The sequence below is a fragment of the Dactylosporangium cerinum genome (assembly GCF_042653625.1).
Classification (GTDB): domain Bacteria; phylum Actinomycetota; class Actinomycetes; order Mycobacteriales; family Micromonosporaceae; genus Dactylosporangium; species Dactylosporangium cerinum.
In genome coordinates this window covers 17,177-40,142 of sequence record NZ_JBHSIU010000028.1, presented here as the reverse complement: position 1 = coordinate 40,142, position 22,966 = coordinate 17,177, and the positions used below count along the sequence as shown (strand labels likewise).

General features: G+C 70.9%; 19 protein-coding genes. 12 read left to right on the top strand and 7 right to left on the bottom strand.

Translation table 11 applies throughout. The annotated features are described in order from the left end of the window. The first annotated feature begins 76 nt into the window (after window positions 1-76). The 3 genes from ACFPIJ_RS22985 to ACFPIJ_RS22975 all read left to right on the top strand — a co-directional run bounded on the left by ACFPIJ_RS22985 (window position 77) and on the right by ACFPIJ_RS22975 (window position 2,914). Window positions 77-1,120 (top strand): LLM class flavin-dependent oxidoreductase, encoded by a 1,044-nt coding sequence (locus ACFPIJ_RS22985; protein ID WP_380117240.1) that lies wholly within the window; start codon window positions 77-79, stop codon window positions 1,118-1,120. Further along, entirely contained in the window at window positions 1,113-2,141 is a 1,029-nt protein-coding gene (locus ACFPIJ_RS22980; RefSeq protein WP_380117239.1) for an LLM class flavin-dependent oxidoreductase, read from the top strand. Before ACFPIJ_RS22985 ends, ACFPIJ_RS22980 begins: the two co-directional genes overlap by 8 nt. Window positions 2,142-2,260: 119 nt before the next feature. Further along, window positions 2,261-2,914 (top strand): NADPH-dependent F420 reductase, encoded by a 654-nt coding sequence (locus ACFPIJ_RS22975; protein WP_380117238.1) that lies wholly within the window; start codon window positions 2,261-2,263, stop codon window positions 2,912-2,914. Here the strand turns inward: ACFPIJ_RS22975 and ACFPIJ_RS64580 are convergent. The 3 genes from ACFPIJ_RS64580 to ACFPIJ_RS22960 are packed head-to-tail and all read right to left on the bottom strand — an operon-like array spanning window position 2,886 to window position 4,059. Next, window positions 2,886-3,116, bottom strand: a complete 231-nt coding sequence (locus ACFPIJ_RS64580) for a DUF7711 family protein (RefSeq protein WP_465252335.1) — start codon at window positions 3,114-3,116, stop codon at window positions 2,886-2,888. The genes ACFPIJ_RS22975 and ACFPIJ_RS64580 overlap by 29 nt on opposite strands. Next, window positions 3,020-3,763 (bottom strand): DUF2786 domain-containing protein, encoded by a 744-nt coding sequence (locus ACFPIJ_RS22965; protein WP_380117236.1) that lies wholly within the window; start codon window positions 3,761-3,763, stop codon window positions 3,020-3,022. The genes ACFPIJ_RS64580 and ACFPIJ_RS22965 overlap by 97 nt, the downstream gene beginning before the upstream one ends. Before the next feature lie 26 nt (window positions 3,764-3,789). After that, on the bottom strand, window positions 3,790-4,059 hold the full coding sequence (locus tag ACFPIJ_RS22960; protein WP_380117235.1) for a hypothetical protein: 270 nt from the start codon (window positions 4,057-4,059) through the stop codon (window positions 3,790-3,792). A gap of 199 nt (window positions 4,060-4,258) precedes the next feature. On the opposite strand from ACFPIJ_RS22960, the gene ACFPIJ_RS22955 reads away from it, so the two are divergent. Continuing rightward, window positions 4,259-4,546 carry a GlsB/YeaQ/YmgE family stress response membrane protein gene (locus ACFPIJ_RS22955; protein ID WP_380117234.1) on the top strand — a complete coding sequence of 96 codons (288 nt, stop codon included), beginning with the start codon at window positions 4,259-4,261 and terminating at the stop codon, window positions 4,544-4,546. A 99-nt stretch (window positions 4,547-4,645) separates the two neighbouring features. Here the strand turns inward: ACFPIJ_RS22955 and ACFPIJ_RS22950 are convergent, their stop codons facing one another. Continuing rightward, window positions 4,646-5,698 (bottom strand): hypothetical protein, encoded by a 1,053-nt coding sequence (locus tag ACFPIJ_RS22950; protein ID WP_380117233.1) that lies wholly within the window; start codon window positions 5,696-5,698, stop codon window positions 4,646-4,648. A 555-nt stretch (window positions 5,699-6,253) separates the two neighbouring features. On the opposite strand from ACFPIJ_RS22950, the gene ACFPIJ_RS22945 reads away from it, so the two are divergent. The 6 genes from ACFPIJ_RS22945 (at window position 6,254) to ACFPIJ_RS22920 (ending at window position 13,050) form a co-directional block, all read left to right on the top strand. Then, the gene (locus tag ACFPIJ_RS22945) at window positions 6,254-7,324 is read left to right on the top strand and encodes a glycosyltransferase family 2 protein (protein WP_380117232.1); all 1,071 of its coding nucleotides are present in this window, start codon (window positions 6,254-6,256) and stop codon (window positions 7,322-7,324) included. Window positions 7,325-7,336: 12 nt separating this feature from the next. After that, a complete protein-coding gene (locus ACFPIJ_RS22940; protein ID WP_380117231.1) occupies window positions 7,337-7,495 on the top strand; it encodes a hypothetical protein in 159 nt (52 codons plus the stop codon). 395 nt (window positions 7,496-7,890) lie between these two features. Next, window positions 7,891-8,868, top strand: a complete 978-nt coding sequence (locus ACFPIJ_RS22935) for a ricin-type beta-trefoil lectin domain protein (RefSeq protein WP_380117230.1) — start codon at window positions 7,891-7,893, stop codon at window positions 8,866-8,868. Between the two features lie 319 nt (window positions 8,869-9,187). After that, window positions 9,188-10,138: an endonuclease III domain-containing protein gene (locus ACFPIJ_RS22930; RefSeq protein ID WP_380117229.1), complete on the top strand. Its 951-nt coding sequence runs from the start codon at window positions 9,188-9,190 to the stop codon at window positions 10,136-10,138. A 164-nt stretch (window positions 10,139-10,302) separates the two neighbouring features. After that, window positions 10,303-12,246, top strand: a complete 1,944-nt coding sequence (locus tag ACFPIJ_RS22925) for a HelD family protein (protein WP_380117228.1) — start codon at window positions 10,303-10,305, stop codon at window positions 12,244-12,246. 54 nt (window positions 12,247-12,300) lie between these two features. Then, window positions 12,301-13,050, top strand: a complete 750-nt coding sequence (locus tag ACFPIJ_RS22920) for a VOC family protein (RefSeq protein WP_380117227.1) — start codon at window positions 12,301-12,303, stop codon at window positions 13,048-13,050. Here the strand turns inward: ACFPIJ_RS22920 and ACFPIJ_RS22915 are convergent. The 3 genes from ACFPIJ_RS22915 to mqnE all read right to left on the bottom strand — a co-directional run bounded on the left by ACFPIJ_RS22915 (window position 13,047) and on the right by mqnE (window position 16,640). Next, a complete protein-coding gene (locus ACFPIJ_RS22915; protein ID WP_380117226.1) occupies window positions 13,047-14,846 on the bottom strand; it encodes a M14 family zinc carboxypeptidase in 1,800 nt (599 codons plus the stop codon). The two genes, ACFPIJ_RS22920 and ACFPIJ_RS22915, sit on opposite strands and share 4 nt — an antisense overlap. A gap of 45 nt (window positions 14,847-14,891) precedes the next feature. Then, entirely contained in the window at window positions 14,892-15,173 is a 282-nt protein-coding gene (locus ACFPIJ_RS22910) for a DUF4229 domain-containing protein (RefSeq protein ID WP_380117225.1), read from the bottom strand. A 297-nt stretch (window positions 15,174-15,470) separates the two neighbouring features. Beyond that, window positions 15,471-16,640: an aminofutalosine synthase MqnE gene (gene mqnE / locus ACFPIJ_RS22905; protein ID WP_380117224.1), complete on the bottom strand. Its 1,170-nt coding sequence runs from the start codon at window positions 16,638-16,640 to the stop codon at window positions 15,471-15,473. Window positions 16,641-16,996: 356 nt separating this feature from the next. On the opposite strand from mqnE, the gene ACFPIJ_RS22900 reads away from it, so the two are divergent. Together ACFPIJ_RS22900 and ACFPIJ_RS22895 are read left to right on the top strand one after the other, a co-directional pair. After that, window positions 16,997-18,454 carry a C40 family peptidase gene (locus ACFPIJ_RS22900; RefSeq protein ID WP_380117223.1) on the top strand — a complete coding sequence of 486 codons (1,458 nt, stop codon included), beginning with the start codon at window positions 16,997-16,999 and terminating at the stop codon, window positions 18,452-18,454. Between the two features lie 260 nt (window positions 18,455-18,714). After that, a complete protein-coding gene (locus tag ACFPIJ_RS22895) occupies window positions 18,715-22,935 on the top strand; it encodes a hypothetical protein (RefSeq protein WP_380117222.1) in 4,221 nt (1,406 codons plus the stop codon). Window positions 22,936-22,966: the final 31 nt, after the last annotated feature.

Below are 22,966 nucleotides of genomic sequence, written 5' to 3'. Positions count from 1 at the left end.
CCTCCAATTGACGCGTCAATCATATCGTGCCAATAATTGACACGTCAATTACCGGGGATCCCGGGCAGGAGGAGACATGACGACCTTCCAGCTGGGTCTGAACTCGTTCGGCGAGGTGGCCACCGACGGCGACCGCGTCCTGAGCGACGCCGAGACCCTGCGGCTGCTGGTCGAGGATGCGCGGCTCGCGGAGTCGGTCGGCCTCGACGTGTTCAGCGTGGGCGAGCACTACCGTGCCGGCCACAACGACTCGGCGACACCCGTGCTGCTCGCGGCGATCGCCACGGCCACCGAACGGATCGGCCTCGGCACGTCGGTCACGGTGCTCAGCACCAACGACCCCGTGCGGCTCTACCACGAGTTCTCGACCCTGGACGCGGTGTCGAACGGCCGGGCGCAGATCGTCCTCGGCCGCGCGTCGGCAACCGAGTCGTTCCCGCTGTTCGGCTACGACCTGGCCGACTACGAGCAGTTGTTCGAGGAGAAGCTCGACCTCTTCGTGCGGCTGCAGCGGGAGGACCCGGTCACCTGGTCCGGCACGGTCCGCGCCCCGCTCGTCGAGCAGCGGCTGCACCCGCGCATGCGCCCGGGCGGCATCCCGACCTGGATCGGCGTCGGTGGCAGCCCGAACTCGGTGATCCGCGCCGCCCGCTACGGACTGCCGCTCATGCTCGCCATCATCGGCGGCCGGCCACAACGCTTCGCCGGCCACGTCGAGCTCTACCAGCGCGCGCTGGCCCAGTTCGGGCACGCCACCCTCCCGGTCGGGCAGCACTCGCTCGGCCTGATCGCCGACACCGACGAAGAGGCCGCGGAGACCTGGTGGCGCCATTGGCAGCCGGTGGTGACCGCGCTGGCCCGCGAACGCGGCTTCTACGCGCCGACCCGCGAGCGGTACCAGGCCGAGATCGACCACGGAGCCCTGTTCGTCGGCTCCCCCGAGACCGTCGCCCGCAAGATCGCCGCCACCGCCCGCGACCTGCGACTGAGCCGCTTCGACCTCAAGTACGACGTCATGCACCTGCCACTGCAGGCCCGCGCCCGCACGATCGAGCTGCTCGGTCGCGAGGTCGCCCCGCGGGTCCAGGAACTGCTCACGATGGAGCCCAGCCATGTCTGATCTCGAGTTCGGCCTCGACACCTTCGGCGACGTGCCGTCGGACGACGCCGGCCAACCGGTCTCCTACGCCGCCGCGATCCGGCAGGTCGTGGACGAGGCGGTGCTGGCCGACCAGCTCGGCGTCGACGTCATCGCGCTCGGCGAGCACCACCGGCCGGAGTACTCCGTGTCGACCCCGGAGACCGTGCTCGCCGGCATCGCCACCCGGACGTCACGCATCCGGCTCGCGTCCGGCGTGACCGTGCTCAGCTCGGACGACCCGGTCCGGGTGCACCAGCGCTTCGCCACGGTCGACGCGTTGTCGCACGGCCGGGCCGAGGTCATCCTCGGCCGCGGCTCCTTCACCGAGTCCTTCCCGCTGTTCGGCTACGACCTGAGCGACTACGACGTGCTCTTCGAGGAGAAGATCGACCTCTTCGTGCGGCTGCTCGACGAGCGGCCGGTCACCTGGAGCGGCACGACGCGCGCCCCGCTCGTGGACGCCGACGTCTTCCCGAAGACCGAGTCCGGCCGCCTCGCCACCTGGGTCGGCGTCGGCGGCTCGCCGCAGTCGGTCGTGCGGACCGCCCGGTACGGCCTGCCGCTCATGCTCGCCGTCATCGGCGGCCAGCCTTCGCGCTTCGGCCCGTACATCGAGCTGTACCGCCGGGCCGCCGACCAGCTCGGCACCACCGCACACCCAGTCGGCATGCACTCGCCGGGCTTCGTCGCCGACACCGACGAGGAGGCCAAGGAGGTGTTCTGGCCGCACTACCGGGTCATCCGCGACCGGATCGGCGCCCTGCGCGGCTGGCCGCCGATCCGCCGCCAGGAGTTCGACGCCGAGATCGAGCACGGCTCCCTCTACATCGGCGCACCGGAGACCGTCGCCCGCAAGATCGCCCGGACGCTCGGCACCGTCGACGTCGGCCGTTTCGACCTCATCTACACCGCCGGCGCCCAGCCGATCAGCGCCCGCCTGCGGGCCGTCGAGCTCTACGGCACCAAGGTGATCCCGATGGTCAAGGACCTCCTGTCATGACCGGCCCGCAGCGGAGCGGAGGTGGCGGCATGACCGGCCCCGCAGCGGAGCGAGGAGCCGGTCATCATGAGCTCAGCCTCCAGGTCAGGCCGACGCCGGAGCGCAGCGGAGGTGGCGGCATGACCGTCATCGGGATCCTCGGTGCGGGCAAGGTGGGCACCGTGCTCGCCCGGCTCGCCGTGGCCGCCGGCCACCCGGTGCTCATCGCCGGGTCCGGCGACCCGGCGCAGATCGCGCTCACGGTCGAGGTGCTGACCCCGGGGGCGGTCGCCACCACCGCCCACGACGCCGCCACCCGCGCCGACGTGGTCATCCTGGCGCTGCCGCTCGGCAAGCACCGCACCATCCCCGCGGACGCGCTGCGCGGCAAGCTCGTCATCGACGCCATGAACTACTGGTGGGAGGTCGACGGCCACCGTCCCGACCTCACCGACCCGAGCACCTCGTCGAGCGAGATCGTCCAGGCGTTCCTGCCCGGCTCCCGGGTGGTCAAGGCCTTCAACCACCTCGGCTATCACGACCTCGAAGAGCGTGCGTTCGCCGGCACCGGCGAGCGCACGGCCATCGCGATCGCCGGCGACGACCCGGTCGATCTCAAGACCGTCGCCGATCTCATCGACGCGCTCGGCTTCGACCCGGTCGCGGCCGGCCCCCTCGCCGAGGGCAGACATTTCGAACCGGGCACCGAACTCTTCGGCGCCGCCGTCGACGCCGCGGAGGTCCGCGCCATGCTCGCCCGCTCCGCTACTTCAGCAGGTCCAGGTAGCCGCTGACCGCTTCCCACAGATGGTTCTCCGGGTAGACGCCGTTGTCCCGGTGGGCGAAGCGCCAATCGCGTTCCCAATATCCCGCCTCGACCCGGCGCAGGTGGGCGAGGCTCACGGCCTGTTCGGCCGCCAACTGCTCACGCGCCTGCTCTGCGGTCGGCGCCGGCTCGCGCAGATCTTCCGCGGTGCCCTCGGCAAGTGCGTCCAACGCGGCACCTTCGCCTCCCTGGAGACGAGCACGGGCAGCAGGCCCACCGCGTCGCGGGTCGCCTCGTCGGTGGTCTCCTTGGTCACCGTGGTCAGGCGTTCGCCGATGCGCTGCGCATACGCGGTGAGGAAGGACTGCCGGAACGACCGGGTGCTCGACCGGCCGCTGGCGTCACGCCGGGAGCCGGCCGCCACCATCGCGCCGGTCGCCTGCACCAGCGGCGACGTGAACAGCATCTCGACACCGTCCACGTCGGACGGGAAGCCGAGGACGGTGACGAACCCGAATTCGCCGGACCAGACGCTGCGGCAGCGGTTCGCCCGCGCGACCGCGTCGAGCAGGAGCACCTCCGGCGCCCCATACGGGTTGTCGACAGCGACCCGACGCCCGACTGGCTCGTCGCGTCCGCCCACGTCGACCGACAGCAGCGCATAGTCGATGCTGTGCCGGGCCATCAGTTCCTGGGCCTTCGCCGTGTACGTCTCGGCTTCCTCCGGAAAGTTGGTCGACTCCGCCTTCGCCAGGAGCGCTCGGATCCGGTCGAGCTGGCCCCGATCCTTGACTGTCGCAGTGGTGCGCAGCGAACCGCGCCGCGCCTGCCCGGGCACCGGGCCCAGTTGCTGGATCCGCGGGCAGGTGTTCACCACCAGGAGCACCTCCAGCAGGCAGCGGATCACTCGGCCCGGGTCAGCCCCTCCCGCTCGGCCAGCGTCGCCGGATACCGGTCGTCACGCTCCCACCAGACCGTCGCGCCCAGGTCGCCCAGCTGCGCTTCCCACCGCTCGTCGACGGTGGCCGGCGCATAGGCCCGCATCTGCGCGGCGATGACGTCGATCGTGACCCGTCCGTGTCGCGCCCCGTATCGGCGCTGCACGAGCCGGACCAGGTCCGCCGGTTGCCATCCTCGGGCGAGCTGTCGCCCTTTGACCGGCGCCGTCAGCACGGAAACGCACCGGCTGATCACCGCTGACTGCGAGGTGGCACTACGCCCCTTCGCCCAGCCCGACGGCTCGGTCGCCGCCCCCGATCGAAGTCCACCTCGAACGTCCCGGGGACGAGGCCGGCGGGCGGGACAGGTGACATGTGGGTACGCGTGGGTAGGGAGGGTGCGTTGCGGGCGAGCCACGAGGAAGGAGGCCGACATGATCGGGACGATCTTGTGGGCGATTATCGGCGGCGCCATCATCGGCGTTCTTGCGCGACTGATCCTGCCGGGCCGGCAGAACATATCGGTCGTGCTCACCGTCGCGGTCGGCATCGTCGCCGCGCTGATCGGGGGGCTGATTGCCACCTGGCTCGGGGTCGGGCAGACCTCGGGCGTCGACTGGATCCGGCACGGCATTCAAATTGCGCTCGCGGTCGTCGGCGTCTACATCGCCGCCAAGGTGACGAGTGGGCACGGGCGGCCCGCCGGCACCACTCGCGTGTAGCCAGCGCCTGACGTGAGCGGAAGAGCTCGTGTGCCCCCGTGGCGCACGAGCTCTTCCGCTGATCGTGGTGGCAGTCGTCCCGGATCGGTTGCCGCAGGTTCAGTTGCCGTAGGTGATGACCATCGGTGCCGGCTGGAGCGCCATGACCTGTTCCTCGGTCATCAGCTGGTGCTTGGACTCCAGCTGGTAGAAGATTTTGAATCCCCCGTACCTGAAATTCTGGAACCGTTGCATGCCCTGGTCGACCCATTTGGTGTACTGCTCGGTCTTCACCTCGATGTCGCCGGGCCAGCCACCCACCGAATCGACATGGATCACCACGTCCACCCGGCTGTCGTTGAGCAGGTTCCGTTTGTCGGCGATGATCGCCGCGCCCGGGTTGTAGGGATTGGCCAGGTCGTCACCGTCCGGCCGGTACTGGTGGATCATGAACATCTTGCGCGGCACCTTGTACTCTTCCGGCATCTGCGCGACCGCGCTGATGAGCGGGTTGAGGTCGGCGGCGCGCACGTTGGACAGATTGACCCCCGGAACGCCGTTGTGCCGCGGGAACATCCACTCCGGATCGACGGCGACGTGCACGAACGGCAGTTTGAGATACGGCCGGAAGAAGTTCAATTCCGCCGATGGGTCGGACCAGCCGAAGTTGAGGTCCAGAAACAGCAGCAGGTTGTTCTTCCGGCAGAATTCGACGTACTCGTCGATCGTGGCCGTCGGCACATGATGGCTGTATGTGCCGGCCGGCCCGGGCTTCCGGTCCGGCACGCTGACGACGAGATCGATCCCGGCCAGCACCGGATGCGCCGGGTCGAGCCGCTGATACACCGCCGCCTGCTGCCTGAGCCGGGCGAGCATCGCCCCCGTGAGCTCATGGGCCGGGCCGGTGACGGCCGCGCCGGGCACCGCATAGAAGGCCACGACGCGGTTTCGCGGCAGCGCCGCGCCGGCGTCGGGATCGAATCGCGGTGGCGGCGACGCGGTCGGTGTGGCAATCGGCGCCGAGACGGCACGGGTCCTGTCGGTGTCGGCGTTCATGACGTAGGTGGTGATCGACGCGATCGTGACGAGCGCGAGCACCGCCGGCACAATCATGATCGGTTGGTACAGGCGGCGTGATTTCGGCGCATGAGAATGCGGTGGCGAATCGATCATGGAACAGGTGTCCTTTTTGTTTCTGAGGTCGCACGCGGACCGCAGTCCAGCCATGAGGTGCCGGCGTCGACTCCCCGTTACGCACCGCACCAAACCACTGGCGTTACGGTGACCGCGCCTTCACCCGGAATCCGGTCGTCGGATGAGTTCCCGAGTGGCGCATTGCCATTGTCCCGCCATACTCCTGGGCAGTCGTTGTTTCATTCGACCGTTTCACCCGGGTGAAGCAGCACCGAACGCCTGCGACCCCGCGACCACGTCGAGCAAAGTCGGCTCCGCAACCGTCATGCATTCGCGTCCGTAGCGCCGCGTCCATCTTGATTCGACGGTTGATCACTCACGCGGAGACCCCTTGCACGGAAAAGGGCGTTGCCCGCACGAAACTCGAAGGGCAATCCAGTCGTGCGCTTCCGCCTGACCGACGAGATGATTGACGTCGATCGCGACGCATCCGGGCCCAGCCAAAAAATCGAAGACGATTCCACCGTCGCGGTCCGCGCATTCCCGACGCAGCGCTCCCGGCACGCCCGGCCAACTGCGAAGATCGTCGCTCTGGTGCCTGCCTACAACGAGTCCGCGACCATTGCCGACACCGTCCGAGCGCTGCGACGGCAATGGTCCCCGCCGATCGACCGGATCGTTGTCGTGCCGAACAACTGCAGCGACGACACCGCGCAGATCGCCGCGGCCGCCGGCGCCGATGTGCACGAGTTCCCCGGTCACAACCCCCACAAGAAGGCCGGTGCGCTGAACTGGGCCATCACCAACCTGCTGCCCGGTCTCGCCGACGACGACTTCCTGCTGGTCACCGACGCGGACAGCATCCTGCACCCGGACTTCACCCAGCACGCCGTCCGGGCACTCACCCGGCCCCGTGCCGGCCGCCGCCGGCGGCGACCCGTCGGCGCCGTCTGCGCCAGCTTCCACACGTCGCGCGACGGCACCAGCCTGCTCGATCGGCTGCAGCGCAACGAGTACGCCCGGTTCGCGCGGCAGGTTGCCCGGCGCATGGACAAGGCGCTGGTGCTGTCCGGTGTCGCCACCCTGCTCCAGGTCCGCGTGATCCGGGATGTGCTCATCGCCCGTGGTGAGGGCCGGCTCCCCGGCTACCGCGGCGAGCTGTACCACCGCGACACCGCCACCGAGGACATCGAGTTGACGTTCGCGGTCCAGGCGCTCGGCTACCGACCGGTGGCGCCGTCGAAGGCGACCGCGATCACCGAGTCGATGCCCACCTGGACGGCACTGAAGGACCAGCGGATCCGCTGGCAGCGGGGCATGCTCGACAGCCTCCGCCTGTATGGGATGAACCGGCGCACGTTCGGCACCTGGGTCCGCCAGATCGCGATCTACACCGGGTCGCTGCTGGTGCCGGCGTATCTCGCGTTCCTGGCCTTGTTCCTCGCCGTGACGGGCAGCCTGCCGTTCGACCCGCGATGGCTGCCGTTGACGGGCATCTTCTTTCTCGAGCGGGTCTGGACGGTCCGATCGGGCCGTCCCGGTGACATCGTTCTGGCGGCGTCGATGCTGCCCGAGTGGCTGTTCGAACAATGGCGCGCCGGCGTGTATTGGCTGGCGGCGTGGAAGACGGTTCGCGGTGCTGACCGTGAATGGATCAATCACTGAGAAGGAGTGCACATGTATGGAGGAACCGTTGCCGGTGGGACCGGCGCCGGTGTTGCGACGCTGCCGGTGACCGGCCTGTCGATCGGCTGGCAGCTGGTGCTCGCCGCCACGTTGATCATGGGCGGTTTTGCGCTGCTCCGGCTGGTGCCTCGGGTTCGGCGGCAGCACTGAGTGGTCGCTGGGGCGGCACCGTGCTCATGACCGACAAACGGTGGTTGATCGGGTACACCGATCAACCACCGTGCCGCAACGTCGCAGTGCGATTCGGTGGAGGTGCCCCGCAGGGAGCGCGTGGACCAGCTGTCCGCTTGACGGCCGCGGTGAGGTAGGCGCCGCAGCGGACGTCCCGGCGCGCCGGGTTGCCCCGGGCATTGTCACCCGTGGCGGGTGAGTTCGAGGGTGAACTCTCAGGTTCACCCTCCGCAATCGCATCAGCACACGCCGATGGCCGTTACGTTCGGCGGCATGCGACCCGGGACGCTGCTCGTGATGTTGTTCGAGTACCGCGACAACAACTGCCGGCTGCGGCTGCACCGGCCGCTCAGGGTTGAGTGGGCGGCCGGGAAATGACGTATCCCAACGCGACGGATTCGGGCCCGGTCTGGCCGGAGATCGACGAAGAGCCCCTCCTGATTCGTCCTTACGTCCGCCTTCTTGAGCACCAGCCCGCGGCCGAAGAGCCCTTGGGCGATACACCGACGTCCGCCGGCCAACCCGAGGACGACGGCCAACCCGAGGACGACGGCCGGCACGCGAGGACGCCCGCCGACATCCGCCTGACCCGCGCCGGCGCAGGGGCTGGCACGGCCCCCGCGCCTGCTGCCCGTCCGGTCAATCGTGCCCGACGGCGCTTCCTTGCCGTCGGCTCGGGCGTGCTGATGCTCACGCTGGGCACCACCGTGCTTGCGCTGAGCGTCGGCGATCGGCCTGCGGCTCCTGCTCCGGGCGCGGCCGAGACCACAGCGCCGAGGGGTGGTCACTTCAGGACAGCTGCTGTGCCGGTCCCACCGGCGTCGCCGGCGTCGAACGCGCCGACAACGGCAGGAGCGTCGTCCGTCTCCGGGGAGCCGTCTCCGCCCGGGGTGTTACCCAACCCGTCGGATGCCGCCCCGCCGAGCGCCGGCCCCGTACTCAGCGGGCAGCCCGCCCTGTCGCCTCCGCCGCCTCCGCCTCCGCGTGGAGGCGAGTCCAGCACCGGCCGGATCACCAGCGTCTCCGGGCTGTGCCTTGACGGCAACGCCGGCGAGGACGGCGATGGGATCCGGAGGTGGGATTGCAACGGCACCTCCGGCCAGGCATGGACCGTGACGGACGGCGGCACCATTCAGGCCCTTGGTCGATGCCTGCAGGCATCAAGTGACAGGATCCGTCTGCAGAGCTGCGATGGTGGACCGGCCCAGCAGTGGCGGTCAGGACCCGCGGGCTCGCTGATCAATCAGGCGTCGGGGCTGTGTCTCGGGCGTGCGGGCGACGCGGACAGCAGGGCCCAGCAGCGGATGGCAGCCTGCAACCAGTCCGACGCGCAACGATGGATCCTGCCCTGAGGGAGACGCCCGACAGTGGGCCGGCCGGGTCGGTGGCCACTGCGTTGGCCGGTCGAAGCGACACCGATCGTCACCGACGCAGCTTGCGGAGGGACTGTTCTGAGCGTTCCGCGACGAACAGGTTACCGATGATCACCCTCACCCATACCGCGTGTAACACGACAGGCACGTAGAGCGCTACTTCGGGAGTGGCACCCTTCCGAAGTGGCATCGGCACCGGCGCGGGCAGCGCCAACCGGCCCTCGCGGCGACGCTGGGCGGACCCGATGACATCTCGGGCCGCCCTCGCCGTCCCGGACCCCGCCGATGAGGTGCACCGATGCTTACCGCATTGAGCCTGGCCTGCGAATCCACGCCCGATCTCGCGGCTACCATGCGACTGCAGATCCCTGCCCTGGCCTGGCACATGACCGGGGCCGGCGTATGGCAACGCACCTTCCACCTGCACGGGCAGGGCATCCGGGTACGAGTCGAGGCCGACCGTGGCGGGCTGCAGTTCTCCTTCCGGACCGGCACGGACGAAGAACTGTTGCGTGACCTGCTGATCGCCACGTTCCGTAACGGTGAACAGGTCGGTGCCATGGCCCTTACGGGTCACCCGGCGTTGAGAGCGCTGCGCCGACACCATCAGGGCATGATCCTGCTGGCCGGCTCGCCGTTCGAGACGCTCGTGCTGGCCGTCCTGGCCCAGGCCCGACCCGCCGCGGCCGTACGGAAGGTGTTCCCCCGACTCGCCGCCGAATGCGGTGGACTCACCCCTCGACGACTTTCCGAGCTGCCATTGCCCAGACTGGCCCAGTTGGTCAGACCGCTCGGCGAGGTCAAGGCCTCCCGCCTGCACGCCACTGCGGCGATCCTCACCAGGCGAGGCGCGACGGCATTCGACCGGCCGATCGGCGGCTCCGACTCGCACGCACTGAATTACCTGCTGCCGTCGTTGCCCGGCGTCGGCACACATACCGCCGCCATCGTGATGGCGATCGTCAACGACGTGCCGGACACGGTGCCGATCGACCAGCACCTGATGCGGGTCGCCTACCGGCTCGGTCTCACCGACCACGACGGTGGCCTCACCAAACCGGGTAGCCGCCGGGTCGCCGCGGACCTGCTCGCCTACGGCCCGGACGTGGCGCGCGCTCACCCACTGATCCAGCACGTCGCCTACGACACATGCACCGCGAGCACCCCGGACTGCCGACGCTGCTTCCTCGCCGAGTCCTGCCGCTACGCGGCCCGTACTCGCGTGATGCCCGGACCCGTCCGGGTGTGAGCCGAGGTCGAAATTCGATGGAGTCCAACGGTCCTTAGGCGTAACGTGGTTGGCCGCTTGACGGCCGCGGTGAGGTAGGCACCGCAGCGGACGTCCCTACGCGCCGGGTCACGTCCCGGATACGCGAGCGAGCAGCTGTTGAGATTCCCCTGAAGGAAATCACCGTGCCCGCACTGCAAGACGAGCTCGCCGCCGAGCGAGCGCACCTGGAAGCCTCACGCAAGGCCCTGCGCAGGATGCGGGAGCATGCCGAGGACCTCTTCTCCACCGGCGATCAGGTCGCCGGGGACCCGTTCGCCGCCGAGACGCTCGGCCGACACCTGGCCCGGCGGATCGCCGAGCTGGCCGACAGCCCCGACACCCCACTGTTCTTCGGCAAGCTGGACATCGAGGCGGTCGAAGCCGACGAGGGCGGCCGGTTCCACGTCGGGCGGCGGCACGTCACCGACGTGGCCGGGGAGCCGATGGTGCTCGACTGGCGGGCACCGATGAGCCGGAAGTTCTACCAGGCGAGCGTCAAGGACCCGCAGGACGTCAGCACCCGGCGCCGGTTCGGCTTCGTCAAGGGCGAGCTGACCAGCTTCGAGGATGAGCACCTGCAGGCCGGGGAGGAGCTCGGGACCAGCCGGATCCTGCTCGAGGAGATCGAACGGCCGCGCGTCGGGCCGATGCGCGACATCGTCGCCACCATCCAGCCCGAGCAGGACGAGCTGGTGCGCGCCGAGCTGGACGAGTCGATCTGCGTGCAGGGCGCCCCCGGCACCGGGAAGACCGCCGTGGGGCTGCACCGGGCGGCGTACCTGCTCTACCTGCACCGGGAGCGGCTGCGGCGGTCGGGGGTGCTGATCGTCGGGCCGAACAGCGCGTTCCTGAGCTACATCGCCAGCGTGCTGCCGGCGCTGGGTGAGATCGAGGTGCAGCAGTCCACGATCGACGGGCTGCTCGGTACCCCCGTGAAAGGCGTCGACACGGATGCCGCGGCCGAGGTGAAGCACGACCCGAGGATGGCCACGGTGCTCGCGCGGCGGCTCAACGCGAAGATCAAGCGGCCGGAGGAGCCGCTGACCGTCTCGGACGGGTCCTACCGGTGGCGGGTGTCGACGGAGGCGCTGCGGCGGGTCGTGGACGACGTGCGGCGGGAGGCGCCGCCGTACGGCATCGGCCGGGAGCGGGTCCGGGCGCGGATCGTGTCGCTGCTGATGCGGCAGTCGGAGGCGCGTCGCGGTGACTCGCCGAGCGAGGGGTGGCAGCGCCGGATGGGTCGCTCGCAGCCGGTGCTCGAGGTGCTGGATCATGCCTGGCCGGCGGTGACGCCGGAGCAGCTGGTGTTCGAGGTGCTCAGTGACCCGGCCGACGAGGTGCTGGAGCCGCACGAGCAGGCGGCGATCGCCTGGGCGAAACCGCCGAAGACCGCGAAGTCGGCGCGATGGACCCTGGCGGATGCGGTGCTGATCGACGAGGCCGCCGGTTTGATCGACCGGGTGCCGTCGTTCGGTCACGTGGTGCTGGACGAGGCGCAGGACCTGTCGCCGATGCAGGCGCGGGTGATCGCCCGGCGCTCGGAGCACGGGTCGATCACGCTGCTCGGCGACCTGGCGCAGGGCACGGCGCCGTGGGCGGCCCGGGAGTGGCGGACGCTGCTGGGGCACCTCGGCAAACCGGCCGCACGGGTCGTGCCGTTGACGACCGGGTTCCGCGTGCCGGCCGCGGTCGTGGCGCTGGCCAACCGGCTGCTGCCCGCGCTGGGGGTCGACGTGCCGGAGGCGCGGTCGCTGAGGACCGACGGGGCACTCACCATCGGTGCCGTTCCGTTGGCGGATGCGGTGCGGCGAGCGCTCGCCTTCGAAGGCTCCATCGGCGTGATCGCGGCTGACGCCACCGTGCCGCTGATCGCCCCCGATCTCGTGCACGAGCGGGTCACCGTGCTGCCGGCAAGCCTCGCCAAGGGTCTTGAGTACGACCATGTGATCGTCGTCGAACCGGCGGACATTGTGGACGCCGAGCCCCGCGGACTCAATCGGCTGTTCGTCGTCCTGACGCGGGCCGTCTCGCGGTTGGACGTCCTCCACGAACGTCCGCTTCCTCCGCCCTTGGATAGGGTTTCGTGATCACTGTCCGGATGTCACTATCTCGAAACACTGAGACAACCGGAGGGACGCGGAATGCGAGTACGGGGTTACGCACCGGGCACGCCGTGCTGGGCCGAGGTCGCCAGCCCCGACCCGGTCGCTGCGCGCGCGTTCTACGGCGGCCTCTTCGGCTGGCAGTTCAATGACGACGGGCACTTCACGCTCAACGGCCGCGCCGTGGCCGGCCTGCGCACGGCCGCTCCCGGCGGGCCGGCCGCGTGGCTGATCTCGATCGCCACCGACGACCCTGCCGGCACCACCGAGGCGGTCCTGCAGGCCGGCGGGACCGTGAAGGTGCCCCCGACCAGCGTGCGGGACCTCGGCACGCTGTCCGTGGTCGCCGACGCCGGCGGCGCGGTCTTCGCCACGTGGCTGCGCAGCCGGTTCGGCGGCGCCCAGGTGTCGTTCGAGCCGGGCGCGATCTGCTGGTACGAGCTGGCCTCCCACGACCTGGACCGCACCGGCGCCTTCTACGGCTCGGTGTTCGGGTGGCACGCGGTGGAGACCGAGAACGCCGAGCCGTACTTCGAGCTGCACCACCACAACGACGCCGTCGGCGGGCTGCTGCCGATCGATGAGCGGTTCCCCGCCGACCTGCCGGAGCACTGGACGGTCTGCTTCATGGTCGACGATGCCGTGACGGCATGCGAGCGGGTGACTTCGTTGGGTGGCACGGTGGCCCGCAAGCCGATGGCGTCATCGGCCGGTTGGTACGCCCGCGTCGCCGACCCGTCCGGCGCACATTTCGCGCTGATCGAGATTTCCGACGAATACCGCTTTTAGGACTTTGTGATCATGACGTTGTCGACGGCCGCCTCGATCAGGCTGGCGCTGCCGGCGTCGGTCGCCTCGATCAACAGTTGGATCGACTTCCCGGCGTAGGACGTCAGGTCCACACTGGCCTCGGTCCAGGCCGCGTCGCGGTCGCCGGCCGCGCCGGCCTTGGCGAAGACCGCCGTCTTCGCGCCGCCGTGCAGCACGCTGACCTTGAACTGGTCGCCGGCGGACGCGTTGGCGGCGTGGGCGAAGTACCAGGACCAGTCGAGGGTCAGCGCGCCGGCGGCCGGCAGCGCAATCGACGGCGACCGCACCGCCGTGGTGCCGCCGTCGACGTCGTTGCTGCCCGCCGACGAGCCGGCCTTGCGGCCGGTCACCAGGTCGTTGTCGCCGCTGACGGCGCTGCCGAGCTGCTTCGGGCCGTTCTGCGTGGTCGACTCGGGGTTGCCGCGCTCCCAGAGCCCGCCGGTCGCGGTGCCCTTGGTGACCGTCCAGCCCTTGGCGCTCTCAAAGTCGTCGGACCAGACCACGTTCGCGGTGCCGCTCTTGTAGTACTGGGCCTGCTTGCCGATGATCCGGTACACGCAGTCGGCGAACTCCGCGAGCTGCAGGCTGGCCTCCTTGTTACGGGTGGTCTGCGCGCTGATCACGCTCGCCGGTGGGTAGAAGCCGTTCCCACTGGGGTTGACGCCGGGGTACATCTCGAACGTGTACGCGAAGATCCCCTGCGTCGCCCACAGCCAGTCGATGATCGAGCCGTCGGTGATGTACAGGTCGCTGGACTGCTCGGGCGTGTATCCGTTGGAGTTGGCCATCCGGGTGCCGAGGCTCTGGAACGCGGCCTGCTGGTCGGCGTTCAGCCCGGTCGCCGTGTCGGCGGTCGTGTAGCCGAACGGCCAGAGGATCAGCTCGCTGTACGCGTGGAAGTCGATGCTCGTCTTGATCTGCTGCACCCCGCCGACGCGGCGGCTGAGCACGAAGTCCCGCAGGCGCTGGATCTCGGGCGCGGAGAACGCCGACGGGCCGTGGTAGGTCTCCGACGACGGGTTGTCCGAGGAACCGCCGCAGCAGGCGAACCGGAAGCTCCAGTTGCGGTTGAGGTCGGTGCCGACGCTGCCCGATCCGGCGTTGGGCTGCCGGTTCTTCCGCCAGTTGCGGTAGGAGCCGGTGGCCACGTCGTATTCGCCGCCGTCCGGGTTCAGGTCGGGCACGATCCACAGTTCGCGGCCGTCGACCAACTTCGTGATGCGGGCGTCCTTGCCGTACCCGTCGGTGTACAGCTTCACCAGGTACAGCGCCATCTCGACCGTGAGGTGTTCGCGGGCGTGCTGGTGGGCGCCGTAGAGGACCTCCGGCTCGTCCTCGTCGACCGCGACGTTGTCCGAGATCTTGATCAGCGGCAGGTCGCGGCCCTCGTACGACTTGCCGATGCTGGTCCTGCGGATGATCGTCGGGTGGGCGGCGACCACCTTGTCGAGCTCGGCGATCATCTCCGCGGAGTTGTGGTACGCCTTGTCGGCGGCGGGGAAGTCCTCCGCCCGCTGCCGTTCCACGACGAATCCCTGGTCGCGGAGCGTGCGAACCTCGGACGGCAGCGCGGTGATCTCGGCCCGGCCGTGGTCGATCCCGTCGATGGCGGCCCCGCTGCGGGCGACCCGGTTGCGGTCGTCCAGGGTGCGCACGCCGTCGACCACGTACCGGCCGGACTTCTCAGCGGGCTCGGCACTGGCGGGGTTCATCCCCACGAGCACCAGCAGACCGACACCGGCGAGCGTGAGCGATACGGAGAGCCTGCGGCCCATCGAGCCTCCTTGGGTGGTCTTGCACCATCCAAGGTTTAAGCGCTATTAGTCCGCTTTGGTGGTGCTTTCACCCCCATCATCATCCCCGTTCAGCGCGGCGCGCAGTCGTTCACGCTTTTCGGTCCGGCGCGCGGCGGCGCCGACCGCCTGCATGGAGGCCTCCTCGCGGAGCCCTTTCAACAGGAAGAAGGCCAGCGCGGCGGAGACCACCACGGCGATCATCAGCTTCAGCAGGACGCTGACGTCAAGCGGGACGGCGAACATCGCACCGGCCGCGAGAACGAAGAGCCCGAGCCGGGCGAGTGTGTACTTCAACAGCGCAGACATGGTCTGGCCAGGATATCGCCGCCCGCGCGCGCCACGCTAAGCCGCCCACCGCCCGCCGATTCAGACGCTCGCCGGCACTGTCGCCGTCGCGCGCCTGATCGACGTCGTGCGCGCAGCGCACGGACGACCGGGCCGCGGAGGCGGCCGGTCTTGGTCACGACCGCAGGTCGTGGTCACGACCGCAGGTCGTGTCCGCGCAACTGTGCACGGAGGTGGCAGGGAAGGCCGTCAAGGCCTGACCGGTGGCTGACGGGAGCGACGGTCGTGCCCACGACGGACCGGAGCCCGCACTGAGGGTCAGGCCCAGACCTGCTGCGGCTCGGCGCGGCGCTCGGCGAGGGGGGTGGGCTTGTCGTATTCCTTGACGACCTCGTAGCGGGTGTTGCGCTCGACGGGCTGGAAGCCGGCGTCCCAGATCAGGTGGAGCAGGTCCTCGCGGTGCATCGTGTTGGGCGTGCCGTAGCTGTCGGCGTCGTGAGTGATCTTGTACTCGACGACCGAGCCGTCGAGGTCGTCGACGCCGAAGTTGAGGGACAGCTGGGCGACGGACAGGCCGTGCATGACCCAGAAGCACTTGACGTGGGGCACGTTGTCGAACATCAGCCGGGACACGGCGAAGGTCTTGAGCGACTCGGCGGGCGAGGCCATCTTGGTGCGGGCCTGCAGCCGGTTGCGGACCTTGCCGTCGGCGGAGTCGACGAAGTCGTGCTGGTAGCGCAGCGGGATGAAGACGGTGAAGCCGCCCGTCTCGTCCTGCAGCTCGCGCAGCCGCATGACGTGGTCGACGCGGTGCCGGGGCTCCTCGATGTGGCCATACAGCATCGTCGACGGGGTCCGCAGGCCCTTGCTGTGGGCGAGGCGGTGGATGCGCGACCAGTCCTCCCAGTGGGTGGCGTGGTCGACGATGTGCTGGCGGACCTCCCAGTCGAAGATCTCCGCGCCGCCGCCGGTGAGGGACTCGAGGCCGGCGTCGATGAGCTCGTCGAAGATCTCGTCGGCGGGCAGGCCGCTGATCTTCTCGAACCACTGGATCTCGGTGGCGGTGAACGCCTTCAGCTTGACGTTGGGCAGGGCGGACTTCAGCTCGCGGAGGACCTTCGGGTAGTACTTCCACGGCAGGGTCGGGTGCAGGCCGTTGACGATGTGCAGCTCGGTGAGCTGCTCGTCCTCCATTTCCTTGGCCTTGGCGACCGCCTCGTGGATGCGCATCGTGTATGCGTCCTTCTCGCCCGGCTTGCGCTGGAATGAGCAGTATGCGCAGCTGGCGGAACAGACATTCGTGAGGTTGAGATGCCGGTTGACGTTGAACATCACCCGGTCGCCGTTGAGCTCGGTGCGCTTGTGGTGGGCCAGCCTGCCGAGCCAGACCAGGTCGTCGCTCTCGTACAGAGCGACGCCGTCTTCCCTGCTCAGCCGCTCGCCGGCAACGACCTTGGCCTCGAGTTCACGCTTCACACCTGCATCCACGTCGCCAGCGTACGTCGGGCCGGGCCGGGCCTCACCGGCCCCCGCAGGAGTGCGGTGTTCATCTCCCTGTTCACCTCTTCGCGAGCGAACTGACATTGATCAGCTCTCGACGTTGATTGCTTCCGTGAGGTAAACAAAAGTGGGCAGAAACACGGTCGGGCGGCAGACCGACTGATCGATCGATCGCGATCGACCATTGGCGGGGCTTACCGACTGGGGACGGTGGCATGGACGGACTGGTATTGAGGGCGGCGAGTTATCCCGGCGACAGCTGGGTCCCGCCTGCCGAAGCTGAGGCATCCGCGCAGGTCGCGGCGATGGTCCCCCGGCAGCGGGGAAGGCACAGGCGTGGGCCGATGTTCGTCGCGGCCGTCGTCTGCACCCTGCTGTGCTCACTCGTCCCCCGCCCGGCGTACGCCGATCCGGGTGGTGCGATCCCCGACACCGGCTCCCGGCCCATCGCATCCGGCACGTTGCTCATGCCCGGCCAGGGCGGCACCGCCGCGCCCGCGGTCGTCGGCGGGAGCACCGCCACGTTGCGTGGCCCGCTCGCGACGCAGCTCGCCTCGCTCGAGGTCACCGTCAGCACACTGGGGCAGAAACGGCTCCAGGCACAGATCAACCTGGAGACGGCGCAGGCCGCGGCCTCCGACGCCCAGGACAAGCTGCGTGCCGCCACCGCCCAGGTCGCGGAGCTGCGCAGCCGGGCCGACTCGGCCGCCGCGGAGGCGTACAAGCGGGCGACCGGCCTCGGGCCGCTCGACGGGTATGCGCACGACCTGCACCAGTTCGGCCTGCTCGCGCCGGGCCTCGGTCAGCAGCCGGGCAGCCAGCAGGACGCCCGTGACCTGCTGCGCGCGGAGCAGGAGGAGGCGGCCGCCAAGCAGCAGTACGAGCTGGCCCAGTCGACCTACCTCACCGCGCAGGGCACGTTCACCCCGATCGACGCGGAGTTCAAGGTCCAGGACGCCGCGTTCCAGAAGCTCAAGGCCGACAACGAGCAGGCCGTCCTGCAGATCGCCGCGCAGGAGGCGGCGGCCGAGCAGAGCCGCGGCACCGTCTCCAACGTGCCGGTCGACGGCATGGTCGCCAACCCGAAGGCCGTCCAGGCACTGAACTTCGCCATGAGCAAGATCGGCAGTTGGTACGTGTGGGGCGACGAAGGCCCGAACACCTTCGACTGCTCAGGCCTGGCGTACTGGTCGTACGGGCAGCTCGGGGTCCGCGTGCCGCGCGTCGCCAACGACATGTACCACGGCACCCCGGCCATCCAGGCGACCAAGCTCCGCCTCGGTGACCAGCTGCTCCCCGGCGACCTGATCTTCTTCGCCAGCGACTCCAGCGACTGGCGTTCGATCTACCACATGGGCATCTACCTCGGCGGCGGCCAGATGGTGCACGCGCCGACCACCGGCGAGAAGGTGAAGACCGGGCAGGTGAAGTGGTCGCGGTTCTTCGGCGCGACGCGGATCTTCCCGGCCGTGAAGGCACCGAACTCGACCACCACGCCCTCGGCGTCGGTGACGGCCAGCCCGTCGTCGTCGGTGACGGCCTCCCCGTCGGCCAGCGGGCCGGTGAAAGCGTCGGCCAGTGCTACCAAGCCGACGTCGACCCCGCCCTCTGCGCCGCCGAGTGAGCCGCCGTCGTCGGCACCCCCGTCGTCGGCACCGGTGTCGGAGCCGGCGGAAGAGGAGTCGAAGGCGCCGAGCAAGCCGGCGTCGGCCGCCCCGGCAACGACGAAGCCGGCCGTCGAGCCCACGTCCACGGGGGCGAGCACGGCCGCACAGACCACGGCGACACCGTCGGGCGACTGACGTCGGTTCACCGGACCGGCTCGCGGGGTAGCCCGCGGGCCGGTTCGTTCGTTCGCCGGTTCGTTCGTTCTCGGAGGATCTTCGCCCGGCGGTGATCCCAGCGGTGATCCCGGACGTGATCCTGCGCGGTGATCCAAAACCCGACGCAGTCCGGTCCAGCGTTCCGTGACTCGATGTGGCACCGTGGAGCCGTGACTGGCGGAGGGGGCACGCCGGGAACGCGGTGACGCCCAGGCAGGGCACGGTCATGGAGGGCAGCAATGGACGAGCGGGAGACACGGGACGGCGCACGCAACGAGGGGGTGCAGCCCGACTCCCCATTCGGGTTCACGCCCGGCGCGCAGCCGCAGGCGACCACTCCGGAGCCCGACGAGCTCGACGGCGATCTGCCGCCGCTGCCACCACCGCCACCGGTCGGTGCTGAGCTGCCCCCGGACACGCCGCAGGAGGTTGTCCCGGACCAGGCGTACGAGCTCCCGCCGACACCCACCGACGGCGCCCTCTGGCCCGGCGGCGACCCGTTCGCGGACTCCGACGACGAGGGTGAGGACGACCCGGAGGTCGCAGCGATGGTCGCGGCGTTCAACTCGACCGACACCGGAGCGGCGCCCAGCGGCGACTCGTCCGGTGCTGCCTCGTCCGGTGGTGCCTCGTCCGGTCTTGCCGAGGCACCCTTCGGTGTGGGCGCCGGGGTGAGCGCCGCAGCGTCTTCCGGCTCTGGGCTGGATGCCGGGGTGAGTGCCGCGGGTGGTGACACGCCGGCCGCCACGAGCGGGCTGAGCGAGGCGCCCGAGCAGCCGGCTCCCGGTCCTGACGGGCCGCGGCGCCGGGCCGAGCCCGAGGCGGACGTCATCGCGGCCGCGCTGGCCAGCCCGACACCGGCGTACCAACTGCCGAACTTCGACTCCGTCGCCGGGACCTACGGTCCTCCGCCCGGGGAGTCCACGCCGTACTCGGGCATCCACCCCGCCGAGCCGGTGTCGTCCGATGTGGCGGCGCCGCCGTTCGCGCCGATCCCGGTTTCGGGGTTCGGTGCGCCGGCCGCGTCCGTCGACGAGCCGGTCTCCTCCGCTCCGGTCCCGCCGCCTCCGGTCAGCGAGGCGCCGCCGCCGCTGCCGAGCCGGGCCCGGGCGCCCCGGCAGCTGCCGGAGTCGTCGTGGGACGCGTTCGCACGGCCGTGGAGCGCGCCGGAGACGCCCGCGGCGGAGGTGGAGCCGGCTTCGGCCAGCTCGCCGGCGTTCGCGCCACCCGCGGTCGAGCCCGCCTCGTCCGCCCCGCCGGCGTTCGCGCCACCCGCGGTCGAGCCCGCCTCGTCCGCCCCGCCGGCGTTCGCGCCGCCCGCCGTCGAGCCCGCCCCGCCGGCTTCGGAGCCGTCGGTGGTGCATCCGTTCGCGGTGCAGGGCCGGCCCGCCGTGGTTCCTGCCGCCGATGCCGCTGAGCCCGTCCTGGCGCCGATCGACCGGCGGGTCGTCGATGTGCCGGCCGAGCCGTTGATGGCCCCGGCCGGTTCGACCCCGCCGGTCGTGCTGCCGGTTGCCGGAGCGTTCGCCGCCTCCGTGGTCGCGGCCCGGGCGAAGGCTTCCGTGCCCGGCATCCACTCGGTGAGCGCCGAGGAGGCCGAGCAGGCCGCCCGGGCCACCACGACGCCGACCCCGACCGTGTACCGCACCTCGATGGCCCTGCCGCACTCGATGGCCACCGGCTCCGCCTCGGTCGGCCTCCCGGCCGCCGCCGGCGCCGCTGACTCCGACGGCGAGCCCGCTCCGGCTGCTCCCCTTGAGCCGGCCGCTCCCGCTGAGCCGTTCCCGAGCCCGGAGCCGTCGCCCTTCCCGAGCCCGGAGCCGGTGCCGGCGCCCGAGCCGACGCCGTTCCCGCCAGCGCCGGAGCCCGAGCCGATCCCGACGCCGTTCCCACCGCCGCCCGCGCCGACGCCGCCCGCTCCCGTGCCGACCCCGGAGCCGACGCCGCCGCCGTTCCCGGGGCCGCCGGTGCCACCGCCGCCGGTGCCGCAGCCGCCGTCGCCGTTCCAGGCGCCGACGCCGTACACGACGCCGTCCTCGCAGCATCCGTGGGGCACCGGCGACTCCGGCCAGGCCGCGGCGGCCGCCGGTGGGCAGGGCGCCGCTCCCAGCTGGGCTCAGCCGGCCGCGCAGGGCTGGGCTCCGCCTCCCGCCGGCACGCAGCAGCCGCCGGTCGGCGCACCACAGCCGCCTGCCGGGGGGCCGCAGCCGCCCGCCACGCCGCAGCAGTGGCCGGTGGTCGGGCAGCAGCCGGTGTCGACGCCGCCCGCGCAAGGGTGGAATCAGCCGCCTGCGCCGCAGCAGTGGCCGGCTCCCGGGCAGCCGAACCCCACCCCGGGTGTGTACGGCACCCCCGGACAGCAGCCACCGGCGCAGTACGGCCAGCCGGCCCAGGGCCAGCCGGGGCAGTACGGGCAGCCCGCGCAAGGTCAGCCGGGCCAGTACGGGCAGCCTGCACAGGGTCAGCCGGGCCAGTACGGGCAGCCCGCACAGGGCCAGCCGGGGCAATTCGGCCAGCCCGTGCAAGGGCAGCCGGGGCAGTACGGGACGCCCGGACAGCCGGCGCAGGGGCAGTACGGCACCCCCGGACAGCCCGGGCAGTATGGCGCTCCAGGGCAGCACGGCACGCCGGTGCAATACGGCGTCCCGGGACAGCAGCCGCCGGGGCAGTACGGCGCGCCCGGTCAGCAGCCGCCCGGCCAGTACGGCACGCCACCCGGGCAGCAGCCTGGCCAGTACGGCACAGCACCGGGGCAGCAGGCGCCCGGCCAGTACGGCACGCCGCCCGGTCAGGCACCCGCCGGTCAGTACGGAACGCCGGCTGGGCAGCAGGCGCCCGGCACGTATGGGACGCCTGGGCAGCAGCAGCCGGGGCAGTACGCCGCGCCGGGGCAGCAGGGCTGGGCCCCTCCGCCGGGACAGGGCGCACCAGGCCAGGGCGCACCGGGGCAGCAGGGTTGGGCCCCTCCGCCGGGACAGGGCGCACCAGGCCAGGGCGCACCGGGGCAGGGCGCACCGGGGCAGCAGGGTTGGGCGCCACCGCCCGCGCAGCCGGTGTCCCCGCCGCCTTCGCAGCAGGGCTGGGCCGCGCCGCCGGCGCCCGCTCAATCCGGTTGGCAGCAGCCGCCCACGGCCGCGCCGGGTGAGCAGGGCTGGGCCAGCACGCCCGGTCAGGGATGGGCCCCGCCGCCGGCCTCCGCGCCGCCCGCGTCTTCGCCGCCGGTTTCGGGTGGTCCGGCGTTCGCGCCGCCCGCTTCAGCACCGCCAGTGTCGGGTGGTCCGGCGTTCGCGCCGCCCGCGTCATCTCCGCCGGTTTCGGGTGGGCCTGCCTTCGCGCCGCCCGCTTCAGCACCGCCAGTGTCGGGTGGGCCCGCGTTCGCACCTCCGGCTGCGGGCGGTCCGGCGTTTGCGCCGCCGGCCTCCGGGCCACCGGCGTTTGCGCCGCCGGCTGCGGGGTCGCCGTCGTACACCGTGCCGCCTGCGACACCGTCGGAGTCCACGCCACCGGTTTCGGGGGCACCGGCGTACACCATGCCAAATGCGACACCGTCGGAGTCGACGCCGCCAGTCTCGGCCCCTCCGGCGTTTTCCATTCCGTCGGCGAGTCCGTCGGAGTCGACGCCGCCGGTCTCGTCGCCGCCCGCCTTCGCGCCACCGAGCTGGGCGCCGGCCGGGCAGGCTTCGGCTCCGCCCGCGTGGGCGCAGCCTGCCGACAACCAGGTGTCCGCGCCCGGTGCGCCGAGTTGGGCCCAGCCGTCGCCGGGCGGGGAGTCGGTGTCGGCACCGTTCGCGCCGAGCTGGGCGGCGCCGCCGGCCGCGGAGCCCGCAGCGGCGCCGGAGCCGCCCGCAGAGGGGCAGCAGCCGATGTACTCGGTGCCGACCGCGCAGTCCGACCTGCCGCCGGTGCAGCAGACGGGGTGGGGCGCGCCGGCGTGGGGCGCGCCGGAGCCGCCGTCGGCGGGGCCGGCCCGGGATGACCGGCCGGCCACGGACAGGGCGCCCGGGACGGTCTACCCGTCGAGCGGGGCGCCCGCCAACCCGGCCCCTCCGGCGCATCAGCAGCCGCCCGCGATCCCTCCGCCTGAGGAGGATGAGGATCAGGTGGTCGACGACGCGGGACCTTCACCCGCGGCCGAAAGCTACGGAAACTGGGCACGGAACCAGCGCAGCTCTGCGGGCACAGTCTATGGCGGGCAACGCGTCACTCCGGTGGCGACGGTCCCGGCCGACGGCGGCAGCAGCCCCCTGGAGAACTCCGGCTCACTGACCGGGCACATCTTGAGTCAAGGTACGCAGGAAGCGGACGAGGACGACGAGGAGGAGCCGGCCAAGTCCAGCAACCTGAAAGTCATCATCATCATCGCGATCATCGTGGTGGTGCTGCTGGTGGGTGGTTACCTCGCCGTCACGTTCTCAAAGGCGTTCATTGAGGACATGTTCAGTGGCGTACCACAGAAATAGTGAACCGCGACACCTTGGCGCGGGGTCAGTG

Excerpts from the sequence above, each read along its gene's own strand:
- ACFPIJ_RS22985 (WP_380117240.1), top strand. The coding sequence starts at position 77 with ATGACGACCTTCCAGCTGGGTCTGAACTCGTTCGGCGAGGTGGCCACC.
- ACFPIJ_RS22980 (WP_380117239.1), top strand. The coding sequence starts at position 1,113 with ATGTCTGATCTCGAGTTCGGCCTCGACACCTTCGGCGACGTGCCGTCG.
- ACFPIJ_RS22975 (WP_380117238.1), top strand. The coding sequence starts at position 2,261 with ATGACCGTCATCGGGATCCTCGGTGCGGGCAAGGTGGGCACCGTGCTC.
- ACFPIJ_RS22955 (WP_380117234.1), top strand. The coding sequence starts at position 4,259 with ATGATCGGGACGATCTTGTGGGCGATTATCGGCGGCGCCATCATCGGC.
- ACFPIJ_RS22950 (WP_380117233.1), bottom strand. The coding sequence starts at position 5,698 with ATGATCGATTCGCCACCGCATTCTCATGCGCCGAAATCACGCCGCCTG.
- ACFPIJ_RS22940 (WP_380117231.1), top strand. The coding sequence starts at position 7,337 with ATGTATGGAGGAACCGTTGCCGGTGGGACCGGCGCCGGTGTTGCGACG.
- ACFPIJ_RS22935 (WP_380117230.1), top strand. The coding sequence starts at position 7,891 with ATGACGTATCCCAACGCGACGGATTCGGGCCCGGTCTGGCCGGAGATC.
- ACFPIJ_RS22930 (WP_380117229.1), top strand. The coding sequence starts at position 9,188 with ATGCTTACCGCATTGAGCCTGGCCTGCGAATCCACGCCCGATCTCGCG.
- ACFPIJ_RS22920 (WP_380117227.1), top strand. The coding sequence starts at position 12,301 with ATGCGAGTACGGGGTTACGCACCGGGCACGCCGTGCTGGGCCGAGGTC.
- ACFPIJ_RS22915 (WP_380117226.1), bottom strand. The coding sequence starts at position 14,846 with ATGGGCCGCAGGCTCTCCGTATCGCTCACGCTCGCCGGTGTCGGTCTG.
- ACFPIJ_RS22910 (WP_380117225.1), bottom strand. The coding sequence starts at position 15,173 with ATGTCTGCGCTGTTGAAGTACACACTCGCCCGGCTCGGGCTCTTCGTT.
- ACFPIJ_RS22900 (WP_380117223.1), top strand. The coding sequence starts at position 16,997 with ATGTTCGTCGCGGCCGTCGTCTGCACCCTGCTGTGCTCACTCGTCCCC.
- ACFPIJ_RS22895 (WP_380117222.1), top strand. The coding sequence starts at position 18,715 with ATGGACGAGCGGGAGACACGGGACGGCGCACGCAACGAGGGGGTGCAG.